The sequence below is a fragment of the Microbulbifer sp. MLAF003 genome, assembly GCF_030012965.1.
Classification (GTDB): Bacteria; Pseudomonadota; Gammaproteobacteria; order Pseudomonadales; family Cellvibrionaceae; genus Microbulbifer; species Microbulbifer variabilis.
In genome coordinates this window covers 2,302,222-2,316,253 of the sequence record NZ_CP120232.1, presented here as the reverse complement: position 1 = coordinate 2,316,253, position 14,032 = coordinate 2,302,222, and the positions used below count along the sequence as shown (strand labels likewise).

Below are 14,032 nucleotides of genomic sequence, written 5' to 3'. Positions count from 1 at the left end.
GGCTTTTTCAGATATAAATTTATACAGCTTCTACAGCCTCAGTCTCATTGCGTTCAGGAGCATCAGCCTGAGATGACTCTTTATTATTAGCCTTTCTCCCAAACAGCCTCTGCACCACCACAAAGAACAAAGGAATAAAGAAGATTCCCAGCAGCGTGCCCACAACCATTCCCCCCAGTACCCCGGTTCCAATTGCGCGTTGCGCGCCAGAACCTGCACCAGTGGCTATCGCCAGCGGAAGAACTCCTAAACCAAAAGCCAAAGAAGTCATCAGGATAGGACGCAGGCGATCGCGTACTGCACGCATAGTAGCCTGCACCAGCTCCATACCATCCTCTAAGTTTTGCTTGGCAAACTCCACAATCAAAATGGCGTTCTTACTGGTTAAGCCCACAGTGGTCAACATGGCCACCTGGAAATAGATATCCCTTTCCATCCCCCGCAAGCTATTCGCCAGCACCGCGCCAAGAATACCTAAAGGCGCCATTAACAATACGGCTGTTGGTACTGTCCAGCTCTCATAAAGTGCGGCAAGGCACAGGAAAACAATCAGTAATGACAGGGTATAAAGCAGTGGTGTTTGTGCTCCGGCGGCACGCTCCTGATAAGAAAGGCCACTCCACTCAATACCAACACCCGCCGGCAACTGAGCTACCAGTCTCTCCACTTCTGCCATGGCCTCACCAGAGCTGACTCCTGGAGCTGCCTGGCCGTTGATTTGCATGGATGGCACGCCGTTGTAGCGCTCCAGGCGAGGAGATCCGTACTCCCAGGAGAAGCTGGCAAAGGAAGATAGAGGCACCATATCGCCTTTATCATTGCGCACAGACCAAAGCTGGAAGTCTTCCGGCACCATGCGATATGGCGCATCCGCCTGCATATAAACCCGCTTCACCCGGCCGCGGTCGATAAAATCATCGATGTACGAGCCACCCCAAGCGGTACTCAGCGCGCTGTTAATATCGGCAATAGACAAACCTAGTGCCGCAGCCTTGGCGTTGTCAATTTTCACCCGGAACTGCGGCGTATCCTCCTGGCCATTGGGGCGTACGTTAGAGAGTAATTTGCTCTGCCCGGCCATTCCCAAGAATTGGTTGCGGGCAGCGGTCAGCGCTTCGTGCCCCAGGTTGCCGTTATCTTTTAAGTAAAAGTTAAAGCCACCAGAAGAACCCAACTCTGGCAGAGGCGGCGGCGCAAAGGCAAAAGCCATGGCATCTTTGATTTGCATCAGCGCGCCCATTGCGCGCATGGCTACCGCTCCGGCACTTTGCGATTCCTCTTCCCGGTCGGACCAGTCTTCCATATTTACAAAGGCGATACCGGTATTCTGGCCGCTGCCAGCAAAACTAAAGCCCTGTACCGAAAATACCGACTTCACGATACCCTGCTCGTTGTCCAGAAACTGATCTTCCACTTTGCGGATAGATGCCATGGTGCGTTCCTGGGTCGCACCTACAGGTGCCTGCACCATAGAGAAGAGCACGCCCTGGTCTTCATCCGGCAAGAAGGAGCTGGGTAAGCGCAGAAACAGGAAGGCCATCACGGCCGAAAGGGCCACAAACAACAGCATAAAACGGCCGCTGCGTTTTAGAATGCCCTGCACTCCGCCCTGGTAACGCTGGCTGCCGCGCTCAAAGTTCCGATTAAACCAACCGAAGAAGCCTTTCTCACCGTGGCTTTCCCCTTTTGAAAGTGGTTTCAGCAAGGTGGCACATAGTGCGGGGGTCAGGATAATCGCCACTAATACGGACAAGGCCATGGCAGCAACAATGGTTGCTGAGAACTGCCGGTAAATTACGCCAGTGGCGCCATCCATAAATGCCATAGGCACAAACACTGCCGAGAGCACCACGCCGATACCTATCAGTGCCGCAGTAATCTGCTTCATGGATTTTTTAGTTGCTTCCTTTGGTGACAACCCCTCTTCACGCATCACCCTTTCTACGTTCTCCACAACCACAATGGCATCGTCCACCAGCAGGCCGATGGCCAACACCATGGCGAACATAGTGAGCATATTGACCGAAAATCCCAATGCCGCGAGAACCGCAAAGGTTCCCAGCAGTACTACTGGCACTGCAATCGTGGGAATTAAGGTTGCACGGAAGTTTTGCAGGAACAGATACATCACCAGGAAGACCAGCACAATGGCTTCAATCAAAGTACTGATCACACCTTTGATGGAGACCTCAACGAAGGGCGTGGTATCAAAAGGTACGACCGAGGTAAGTCCCCGCGGGAAGAAAGGCTCCAGCTCCTTGAGCTTTGCTTTAACGCCCTCTGCGGTATCTAACGCATTGGCACCAGTAGCCAGGTTAATGGCAATACCCGTTGCCGGTTGGCGGTTGTAGCGGGAGATAAACTCGTAGTTCTCTGCCCCCAATTCAACACGGGCGATATCGCCAAGCCGCAGCAGGGAGCCATCATCATTGGCACGGACCACAATTTCCCGGAATTGCTCCGGGGTTTGCAGGCGTCCCTGTGAGGTAATGGAGGCATTGAGTTGTTGCCCCGGCACTGCCGGCGCACCTCCAAGGCTGCCCACGGTAACCTGGGCATTCTGTGCCCGCACTGCTGCGGCGACATCATTCGGTGTCAGGTCGTAAGTGGTCAGCTTATTGGGGTCAAGCCAAATACGCAGTGCATACTTGGAGCCGAATACCTGCACGTTTCCAACGCCCGGTACCCGGCTAACCGGGTCCACAATGGCTGAATTAATATAATCGGCAATATCGTTGCGATTCATACTGCCGTCTTCAGATACAAAGCCCGCAACCATCAGGAAACCGCCGCGGGACTTACTGACGTTGACCCCCTGTAGCTGTACCTCTTGGGGCAACAATGGCATTGCCAACTGCACCTTGTTCTGGACCTGTACCTGCGCGGTATCTGGATCGGTACCATTCTCAAATGTCAGAGAAATGGAAGCACCACCGTTGGATTGACTGGTAGCAGACATATATAGAAGGCCATCCAGGCCTTTCATATTCCGTTCCAGGATCTGTGTAACGGAGTCTTCGACCACCTTGGCAGAAGCGCCTGGGTAGTTCGCCTCAATATTGATAGAGGGCGGTGCAATATTGGGATAACGCTCCACCGCCAACTTGCTGATGGACAAAGCACCAGCCAGCATTGTGATAATTGCCAGAACCCAGGCAAAGATGGGTCGGTTGATAAAAAAACTCGCCATAACCCCTACCCTCAGGAACCCTGCTCAGCTGTGGTTTTTTCATCGCCAATTGCTGCAGGTGGCTGTTTGTCCTCACGCTCACTCGGCTGCACCGGGGCGCCGGGGCGGATTTTCTGCAATCCAGCCACCACGACACGGTCGCCGGGCTCAAGCCCCTCTTCTACCAGCCATCGATTGCCAACTGTGCGGCTTACCCGTACTGAGCGCTGAGCAACGATATTCTCTTCATTGACCACCATGGCTGACGTATTGCCTTTCGGGTCCCGCGCAATACCTTGTTGAGGCACCAAAATAGCGTTATCGCGTACACCGCTGCCCACTATTGCACGCACATACATGCCCGGCAGCAACATATTATCCGGGTTGGGTACAACTACCCGTAGCAATACGCTACCAGTTGAGGGATCAACACTTGCTTCGGCAAACTCGAGTTTGCCCTGGTGTTCAAACTCACCGCCATCTTCCAGCAGGATCTTGACCGGCAGATGAGTGGCATCCGCCAGTGTGCCGGCCTGGAGAGCCCGGCGAAGGCTTACCAACTCTGCAGCCGACTGAGTAACATCCACATAGATGGGGTCCAGCTGTTGCACTGTGGCCAAAGTTGCGGCCTGATTGGCCGTCACTAGTGCCCCCTGGGTTACAGAGGATTTACCAATTCGGCCCGTAATCGGGGAAGTAATTTGGGCGTAGTCCAACTGTATCTCAGCCCGGTGCAGCTCCGCTTTAGCCTCGGCTACATCTGCACGAGCTTCCTGCAAATCCGCCTCAGCCGCATCATTTTCCTGCTTGCTAACGGCTCCATTACTTATTAAGCCTCTAGTTCGTACCGCCTTCAATCGCGCGATATTCATGGCGGCGTTGGCACGCTGTAACTTCGCGCGGGCACTGTCCACATCCGCTCGGTAAATGGCATCATCCAGCTGATAGAGCGGCTGATTTGCATCGACACGGCCACCTTCACGGAACAATTGCTGTTTTATGATGCCATTAACTTGCGGGCGAACTTCCGCCACCTTGAAAGGGGAAGTGCGCCCCGGCAACTCCCTTGTGAGGGTCACTGGCTCAGATTCCAGCGTGACAACTGTAACCTGAGGCGCCATCATCGGCGGTGTAGCGGCCTTTTCATCGCAGGCCGCAAGAACAGAGGATGCGACCAGAAGACTGATTAGCGCTTTTTTATTGAACATGGTTACCTCAATAAGGGCTGACTACCGGTATTGCGGGTCAGTTGCGGGGAAACATGAAAAGAGACAGGAAAGTCTAGTTCTAGTTGCTTGACATTTTATGTGCACGCATGAAATTCAATCAACTGTTCATCAGCGCGTAATAATCGACTAAGATGCACTTTCACCCAGTGTTTTCAAGGGTTTGCACGAATATCTCATTTAGCTACCGTGCGGCGAAATGCGGTGAATATGCGGTCAGATGAGACAAACATGATTAGAAAAGAAGCTGCAGTCCCCATGACCAAACTCAGAAAAGAGCAAACAGCGGCAACTCGTGAGCGTATCCTGGACGCCGCGATGAATGTATTTCATGAATTCGGAGTATCACATGCCTCCCTTGCAGAGGTGGCTGAACTGGCCGGGGTAACCCGTGGCTCGATCTACGACCATTTCCGCAGTAAAGCTGGATTGCTTAATGCCTTGACAGAGCGCATGGAACTTCCCGGTGAGAGACTATGTGAGACTGCCGGGAAAGAGCTGAGGGAAAACCCTTTGGGAACCTTGCGTACCCGCTGGGTTTGGTTGTTCCATGATATTGCCTGCAATGAACAGTGGCAGCGGGTCCTCGAGATTATCTTCCTACCATGTGAAGCTGTCAGTGAAGTGTGTGAATCAACCCGGCGTATCAAGCAGGGCCGCACTGCTGGCTTAGAGCGCATGGCCAACTTAATGAAGATGGCAGTTACTGCAGGACAATTGCCTGCTGACTTAGATGTAGATCTGGCGCAACAGATGCTACATGGTGGTCTTTTTGGCGTATTGGAAGACTGGCTGCAGTCTCCACGAATTGAGGATTTGGGTGAACTGGGCGAGCGTTACATCGACACGCTACTAGATATGATTCGCTTTTCTTCTACTATGCGTTTGGACCGGCAGCAGCGAACCTTGCACTGATTTTGAATACTCGCGCACAAGATGTTCATTAAAACTCGAATTCGGTTTCTATGGCTGGCTGGCAGACGCCGCCGATATCCATGTGACGCAGATTAAGAGGTAGGAGGCTGGTAGCACACAGCCCAGCCCACCTTGGAAGGACTGGTCAGCAGGCCAAGCCCAACGACGAAACTATTCGATAAGAACGAGCGCGGCCCCAACGACAGAATCCGGTGGCTGTTCGAGGCCATTGAGCAGTTATTGGGCGAGGAACAGCAGATTATCCGGGAAATGATGGAAGGGATGATCTTTCGGCGCTGGACGCGTACCGGATAATAAAAGCCCCGCCAGATTACTCTGCTGGGGCTTTGTGGGTTTTCTGGAGTGATGATTTCCTGAATTCAATCAATCCGCTTGGCTGCTTCTAAACCCAATAACAATATAACTTCTGGTTCGGACTCGAACTGAGACAAACGCACCCCAGGGAAAGGCCCATTTACCCGCCGAATACGCGCCGAGAATACAATGCGCTCGCCAATTTGAGTATCAGTCCAGGAAGACTTCTGAGCGCCATCAACATTTAAAAAAACATTATTAGCAATCAATTTTTTTGAGTCGCCCAAAGTTATTTTCGGATCATCCATTTCGACTGACACTCCGAGGGCATACTCATTCGTCAAGTCTATGCTTTTCACAACCCCAGACCAATCAACCTCTTTCCCGCCAAACACAGCGCTTAGGTCACGATCATCAGCCCCAGACAAATACTGCTCAACTAGGGCTCTCAAAAATTCTTGCCACGACAAATGACTCATATTAAAACTCTCACTCCCAGGGCCCGAATGTTCCAGCATTAATCGAATCCCTCAACATGTTCGCCCTCTGTTGCACTTCAAAAGCAGCTCTTGGGGCACTGCCCCGATAGATTACACTGCCGAGGCTTTTTCGGGATTTATATGCTCTGAGTTTCAAAGCTAAGGATTTTCAACCAGCCACGCCTTCCGAATTAGCGATTCTCATTCTAGGAATGAGGTAAAGCATCGGGTGAAAGTGATAACTATACCTACACTCGATTCCGCTCCCAAAATTCGAAAAAGTAAGAGTCATACTTTACTCTTACTCACCCTCATCAATCTCTAGAATGACTCCCTTTCCCACAACCCTATCCAACTCCTGTATTAAAAATACATCACCAACTTTCACATCTTCTTTTATATGTTCCCAGCTAGCAAAGTTTATATTTGCATTGATCACCTCACCCGGGAAATGCTTTTTATCATCCCCATATGAATGCATACCGCTAACTAAAAAACTTATACCGTCAAATTTATGATGGGGGTTATATCCACTCCTAACACCATTTGTCTTTGGACTATCCACATCATTGCACAACTCGACCCGAGCCAAAACATGCCTTGTAAATTTTCCCACAACTTACTCCAAATGATTAACTACTGATATTACTGCGGAATTGAGGAAATCTAATTACTTTTGCCCGTTAACGGTAACAACGCCACCTTTAAAAATAAATGGGTCAATTTTTCCTTTTGAAAAATGAAATTGTTTTAAAGAATTTTTTTGGACAGTTACCCTCAAGATAGCCGCATATTCAGGATTTGTATTCGCATACTTAAGAACCTCATCAAAACTCATTCCGAATTGCTTCATTTCACTACCATTGGGACCAAACTCAAATTTTCCCCTCATGGTTATAAGGCTATGGTATTCATCGGGGCCTACTGCCCGATATAAATCAACCATTTTATCCCCTTTGGTTAGCGTCTTACCAAAGGGAACCATCCCTAATAAAATACCTCCCCCTTCAAGCCATCGATTGACAGGTTCTCCTGTTATCAAATCAGTGCCAGTAAAAACTTGCCCCAAGCTTTTTGCTGAGCCAACTCCCGGAAATAAGTCTGCAATTAACGATGCACCTGCATCAACGCCAGAGCCGTCAAACTCAAAATTTGAAGTCGGGTGGCACGAATCGCAAGCGACATTGGAAGACCCAGTAATGGGCATGAAATCATTACTATGCCCATTAAATCAACTACTTAGGTTAGTCTCGCAGTTTTTCCCCAGCAACCAACCTTATTTGATCAGAACCCTTACACATCTGAATGAACTCCTCCCGAGTATCCGGTGGAGGGCTATCGAATCCCACATAGCCATATTCGCCACCCACCAACTCCGATAGTTTGTTAAGCCAACTCTCACTCCCATCAGCCGGAACAGTTATGCCTGCAATCATACATCCATCTTCAGTAAAAAAACTCATCGCACTCTTCACAACACTATTGCCGGTGCCATCCCAGTAAACTGAGTACGATGCACTTTCGTCTTTTTCTAGTACTTGAAGGAGTTCATCACTGGTATCGTACACACATTCAGGCTCATCACTATACTCTGGATATGGATAATCCTCCGCGACCTCTTCTCTGCTAGGAAGCAACTCATCCAAGAACCTCAACACTAATTTTTTAGTTCTTTCCTTGCAAAGAACATAAATTTCTATCAGCTCCACTTATATCCCCTATCTAGCCTTACCGGCACTGATAAATTGACCACTCATAGTTTCGTAGTAATAGTAGTTAGTACCTTGTAGATTTGATTCGTAGTAGTTCACGCGAGTTGATTTTCCATTAAATGGTTTCATTCGAGTTCCTAAGTGAGTACCTGTTTCTCGAATATGCCCTACAACGGAGTTGAACTGCTTCCTCAACGCTTCCGCATTTCCCTGCTTCCATTTTGGCAGTCCAAGTTCAGCAGCATGACGAGAGTAGGAATGTTGAAAGGCTCTTCGTTGCGCCTTTGTCATTTCCGCCCAAGGTACAGTGTGTCCTATACGGAGGTGCCCTAGAGCTTTCGGTCCTGCCTTTGTAGCACTACTTACTTGCCTCATAGCCCCCATTGGGTTTCTGGCAAATAACCCAACCAATATCGAAGCCGGCAAAGCTAAATCATGGCCAAGCTGTGCCTCTGGAGAAACCGGCGCTTCAAATGGAGACTCATAATCAGCTCCCACTAAATTTGCAGGTGACAACTCCCCCGGGTAAAGCTCAACAAAAGGGTTAGGTGAATCGTACCAAGCCGAGGAAGCAAAAAGGTCAAACATACCTTTGAGGAAGCCACTACCTATTCCATCGGAGTTTCCACCACTCTGCCCAGATGAACTAATCTGCCCCCAACCTCCACTTTCTGAAGAAGCAAACCCAGATGCACTAGGCGACTGACCCAATGAAATTACTGAATTAATATAAGTCTGGCCAGTGAAAGTTCTTCCACCCGGTCCGGTTGGGCAGGACCCGCCTTCAGCACAGGGTGGTAGACAACCTCTACTTTCTAGATTACACCTACTTCCGAAATTTACGGACATATACCCTGTCGGGTCTACAAGAGAAAGAGGGTTATTTAAAACGTAAGAATAACGGTTATAACTTTGCGAATTTTTTGGGCTTTGAATAAATGGATCAGGACTCAAAAATCTGCCAAGACTTGGATCATATACACGCCCATTCATATGAATGAGCTGAACACCATCCAAATGCTCATGATCCGTATAGCCTCGAGCCGTAACAAAGGGCACATAGTCTTCACCCTCTTCTGCGCCATTCCATAATGTATCACGCCTCTTTCCCCAGGGGCCATTTGACATCCACTGCACATCATCATTACTGTCAGCGTTAGCTCCAGATTTTGCCACTATAGAGCCAATGTGATCACGATGTTGGTAAAGGTAATAACCAGATGAAGCATCACCTTCTTGTATATATAACGCATAATCCCCTACATAATGAATTTTTTGCAGGATTCCGTTAAAGGTGGTTTCTTCATAAACACCGAGGCTCGCATAGATAGTTGAGCGGCCGCTACTATCAGTACGCTTAACACGACTCTGATCTGGGCCATACGTGATTTCGGACCAACGGGTTACACCATTAACAGTATTTTCTATGCGGGTAGGCTTGTTAAATGCAGCATAATCTACAGCACGGTGATTGTTACTGTCCTTAGTTGAGCTGGTCAAACTACCATTCTGATTATAATAGTTGGTATATCCACGAGCGCTGGTTACCGCATTAGGACCCGCCCCGTTTTGACCGTATTGATAAATATCAGAATTATCATACAGTGTTTTTACATTACCCAAAACATCATAGCTAAAGTCGTTGGGTGCGCCAATACAATTGGTAAAACATGATTTTGACAGGCGATTCACAGAGTCATAATAAAAGCTCTGGGTTAAGCCGTTCTTATTATCTCTGCGCTGGTCCAGATTACCTAAACTATCAAAATCATACTCATGACTCTGAATAAGGAAACTCCCCTTTTTTGCTACAACACTATCAATATATCCATTCGTTGGCTTGTATATTTGCTTGGTTACAACTCCGTTCCCTAAGGTGAACTCTGTTAGGTTTCCGCGAGCATCTTGCGAGTTCGCACTCCATAACACTTGACCATCATGAGCATTTTTTACTTTAACCATATGTCCATGGCTATTGTAATGATTTGCGATCGTATATCCTGTTGGATAGGTGGTAGCAAATGCCCTATTAAATGAATCATAGTGTTGACGAGTTATATAGCTTTTACCGTCAATAACCTGTTCAACTGACTCTGGTTGTGAAAAAGACGAATAACTATAATTTTCTGTATAGGCCGAGCCGTCTGAATTATAGCCACTGAGCGTTCCCAGTAGCCCAATACCATAAAGTTTATCGTCATAGGTCCAGCTGTGAGTAAGACCTGATGAGCCGTGAACCGCTGTAGCATTGTCAGTTCGCGCAATAGTACGCTCCAATTTATCGTAACTAAACCGAGTAACATAGCCTTCTGCATCAGTTTGAGCTGCTATTAAACCTAGCGGGTTATAATCATATAAGACTGTACCTGTGTTCGGATCACTCAGTAATGTTTTTCGCCCCAGTATATCGTACTCAATATTAATCAGAGTGTTATTATCATTATCAACCTTGGTTGACTGTAAATCTCCAAATGGCCAATAAGTATAGTCAACTTGAGTTCCGGCATTGTCCAAAGTTTTCATTGTCCAACCAGCGCCATTCACAAACAACCTGGTTGTTTGTACTTCCGACGGACTATGCTCTGATAGAACAGTTTTGGCAACTACTGTTTCAAGACCTTTATAGGTTGTTTTAACAGTGGATGAGTCCGCTTTTGTCTTTAGTTCTTCTCGGCCAAGCAAATCATACTTAGTGCTAACTTTATACTGTGGATCGTTATTATAAAAGGGAGCAATCTCAGAAGTAATGAGTCCTTGCCCATTATAGGCCTGATAACTGTAAATAAGAGCGCCCAGCATATCCTTTGTTCTGTTCCCTAGCTCTCGCTCGAAACTGTCAAAGTATGTCCTAACAGAAGGCGACCCTGTCGTTTTGCTTTGAATATAAAACTCAACATTTGGGTTATAGCTAAAACAGCTATTGCCACAATTTCGATAATCAAAATCTGTACGAGTATTATCAGGATGATCTATATGGTCCACCCGCCCAACACTATCATATGATATTTTTGTAATAAGATTATTTAGATCCTGAATTTCAAATGGCAAACCAAAATCTGCACTAAATTTAGTGATTGCACTTTGGCCTTTAGGGTTGGTATGGGTTACTTTGCGTATACCATTGGCATCAAAGTTTTCAATATAACTCTCCGCACGAACGGTAAAATCCAGACCATCATAAGCGAAGCTATTAAAGCTTTCAGCGATACTGCTTATGGAGCCATAGTTGTTATAACCATACGTTGTAATTAGTTTTAATGAAGCAGAGCCCTCAGGTTCAATTGTTTTTGTTTTTATTGTTCCGTTGTTATTATAGGAGTAAGCTGTAGTTCGTTTTTTGCTGCTAACTGAAGTGCTACTGGCACCCACTGATGCAGTATCCTCTACTCTCTCAGGCAAACCCAGTATCCAGCTATCATCTGACTTTGTACTGAATATTTGGCTTTTTTGTTTATGATGTGCAGTCACACTAGCCTGGCTAGCATAGGTATCACAGATTACCTTGTGGGAATTGAGCAACACACCATCGGTATGATAATCCACATCACTAGTTGTAGTGAGTACAATATCAATATTTTCTACAGGACTACAAGAAAAGCTTGCAGAATTATGGTTTCGAATAATTGTATCGGAAATTTTACTACCATTATATAGGCTATTTCTTACCGTACTTTGCTCGTATACATAAGGAAAATAATGCGGACTACTAAAACCAGCATCCACATCATCACTATAAGTACGAATTTTCCACCGATACTTAGTGTCACTTAGTACATCTAACGTACAAGTGGAAGTATCAGCGGAATTAGAGCAGTTCTTGAAACAGTCTACATAGGAGCCATCTACCGCACAGACTTGCTGTCTTTTAAGTTGACCGGCCAAAAGATAATTATCTTGAGCCACCTGATGGAATTCTGACACTGTACGTATTTTTTTAGCCTGCCCCTCGTGGCTCACAGTTTCTATAACTCTGGCAAAACCTAAAGAACCATAGCCCGTGCGGTGCCTAACAGGAGACTCATATTTATATTCCGCAACTGTGGTACCACCAATACCATTACTTTCCTCTAGTATGGTTACAACATACGGTAAACTAGACACGGGGACTGTATTTTTGGGGCCTGCACCATCAGGCGCTATATCCTCATTATCGTGAGAATCGTAAACTTGCCTTATACCCAGCAAATTACAGGAGACATTCCCTTTGATCGCCAGATCACACGCTGTATCTAGAGGTCGATATTGAACCTCCAATTGTTCGCGGCCATCAAAATTAACACTTTCAATACGAGGCTTTCTAATATTATTGCTAGTAGTAGTTAGCCCCTGTGTATCATTAGCAGTAGAGCTACCATCATGATCAGCAAAAAAATCGACCATACCGTCACGGTCAAGATCCAGCCATGCGCTAGTTCGCCAATCGGGAACGGCATTAATATGTTCGTAGTTTTTAGGTGAACTATGAAGTAATTGACAACTGGAGAAAGATTCTCCCTTATTAAAGCGCACAGCTAAGTATGCAGATTTTTTATCTTCTCGCTCAGTGAGATATTCACAATTAGCATTAACTATATACAACTTATCAGTTAACCCGTCACCATTATAGTCAACGAGAAATCTTCCAAGAGTGCTCTTACGTTGCTCTTTGGGTACTTGAGTTGTCGCGCTCTCAATTCCGGGGTCTGTCGGAGCAGCAACCCAATCATCCCCTGTAGAATACAGGATCCGATTGTAACTAAACACCATATCTGCCAAGCCATCCCCATTCATATCCTGCAGTTGCAGGTTATCTACTATATCGGGAAAAGGCTGAGCGGGTCCAAAGCGGGTAAACTCACCATCATAAGAATAGTCTTCTGGTGATTTTAAAATAAATCCATTACCGGTATTAATCGAGACATTTCCCAGTACATCAGCCATATCGGGTAAGCCATCACCATTAATATCCCCTATCCGTGTTGAGGGGTGAGATGACTCTCCATGCCACCATTGCGCAAACTCCGAAAATCCACTACCCGTATTCAAGGCTACCGAGCGATCTTTTAATGGACCCTTTAAATAATTTCGATAACGCCCGTCAGTCGATAAAGTGTAACGACCAATACCGTATCGAAAAACATCAACCAAGCCATCACCATTCATATCCTTAAATACTAGGCGATAAGGCTCAGGGGCTGTGACACTTTGTATTAATGTTTCTGGCCAAAGATGCGATTGCGAACCTGGACTTCCTGTATGCAAGGTGATTTGCTCAGAAGTAAGGGAATAAGCTCCACTATAAACGTAACCACTACCAGTATTGAGAAAAGCTTTAGTGCCAGCAAGCCCCATCCAAGAGTTTGCTATGAGATCAAGTTTACCATCTCCGTTTATATCCAACGGGATGAAACCAAAATATCTTAGATCTCTTGTTGTCGGGATAAGTGACTCCGAGAAACTTCTATTATATTGATAATAAGTAATAGTTCCCGGTGAGCTTACATCACCTACTTTCACCATAGTGCCCGTTGCATCTTTAACGTAAAGAGTGTCATTTCGGACAACAGGGTAATCTACTTTATAATCGCCATTAAAGTCAGCTAACCATTCTGGAAATACTACTTCATCAAGAACCCAGCGATATTCACTACCCAAAGGTTTATTGGCATATGTGCTACTCGATGAGGAACTCCAATCAAAAGATAACGGCTGCCCGCAATCTGTGGTCGACCCTCCATAGCATAATGTGACATTTTGCAGCTTACTGGTACTGGTTGGATCAGCATTGATATTTCCATCAACAGCTTGGTAGTTGAGACTATAACGGCGAACTATATGACTGGCGCTACTCTTTACTGTTATATTTTTTAGGCGCTTATCTACTCTATGCTTTCTACCTGCTATATAGCTTTCGCGAACATCTACTCTGGGTTCATAGGTGAAAATCAGCGCATTATTAGTCCCTTGTGCAACATTGTGCTTGGTATAATCAATCTGACTGATTCGATGGACACCTGCAGAGGTATCTTTTTCATAGGTATACACCATGTAATTGCCGAAGACGTCCTCACGCTTAGCAATCCGCCAGTGAAGTGTTTTATTATAACCGTCTTCAAATTCAGCATTGGCCGAGCCCTTCGCACCATAATGAATTTTTCCCCCATCCCTTGACTCAACTCGCCAATAGTCTGGTACCGCAGCCTCCCCCCATAAGCTCTCAGGCGCTGAAATGACTCT

The 14,032-nt window shown here is 46.6% G+C and carries 8 protein-coding genes; 1 reads left to right on the top strand and 7 read right to left on the bottom strand.

The genetic code is table 11. The features are described from left to right. Positions 1 to 19: 19 nt before the first annotated feature. Both P3339_RS11210 and P3339_RS11205 read right to left on the bottom strand, forming a co-directional pair. Complete coding sequence (locus tag P3339_RS11210; RefSeq protein ID WP_282953444.1) at positions 20 to 3,190, bottom strand: efflux RND transporter permease subunit; 3,171 nt, start codon at positions 3,188 to 3,190, stop codon at positions 20 to 22. An 11-nt stretch (positions 3,191 to 3,201) separates the two neighbouring features. Next, on the bottom strand, positions 3,202 to 4,377 hold the full coding sequence (locus P3339_RS11205; RefSeq protein WP_020412842.1) for an efflux RND transporter periplasmic adaptor subunit: 1,176 nt from the start codon (positions 4,375 to 4,377) through the stop codon (positions 3,202 to 3,204). A 249-nt stretch (positions 4,378 to 4,626) separates the two neighbouring features. Here P3339_RS11205 and P3339_RS11200 point away from each other — a divergent pair, with 249 nt between their 5' ends. Next, on the top strand, positions 4,627 to 5,310 hold the full coding sequence (locus P3339_RS11200) for a TetR family transcriptional regulator (protein WP_282953443.1): 684 nt from the start codon (positions 4,627 to 4,629) through the stop codon (positions 5,308 to 5,310). 380 nt (positions 5,311 to 5,690) lie between these two features. On the opposite strand, the gene P3339_RS11195 is transcribed toward P3339_RS11200, so the two are convergent. From P3339_RS11195 to P3339_RS11175, 5 genes are all read right to left on the bottom strand, one after another. After that, positions 5,691 to 6,104: a hypothetical protein gene (locus P3339_RS11195; protein ID WP_282953442.1), complete on the bottom strand. Its 414-nt coding sequence runs from the start codon at positions 6,102 to 6,104 to the stop codon at positions 5,691 to 5,693. A 301-nt stretch (positions 6,105 to 6,405) separates the two neighbouring features. Then, on the bottom strand, positions 6,406 to 6,720 hold the full coding sequence (locus P3339_RS11190; protein WP_282953441.1) for a hypothetical protein: 315 nt from the start codon (positions 6,718 to 6,720) through the stop codon (positions 6,406 to 6,408). 54 nt (positions 6,721 to 6,774) lie between these two features. Next, positions 6,775 to 7,311: a pre-toxin TG domain-containing protein gene (locus P3339_RS11185; protein ID WP_282953440.1), complete on the bottom strand. Its 537-nt coding sequence runs from the start codon at positions 7,309 to 7,311 to the stop codon at positions 6,775 to 6,777. A gap of 37 nt (positions 7,312 to 7,348) precedes the next feature. Beyond that, positions 7,349 to 7,813: a hypothetical protein gene (locus P3339_RS11180; RefSeq protein WP_282953439.1), complete on the bottom strand. Its 465-nt coding sequence runs from the start codon at positions 7,811 to 7,813 to the stop codon at positions 7,349 to 7,351. 9 nt (positions 7,814 to 7,822) lie between these two features. Continuing rightward, positions 7,823 to 13,948, bottom strand: a complete 6,126-nt coding sequence (locus P3339_RS11175; protein WP_282953582.1) for an RHS repeat-associated core domain-containing protein — start codon at positions 13,946 to 13,948, stop codon at positions 7,823 to 7,825. Positions 13,949 to 14,032: the final 84 nt, after the last annotated feature.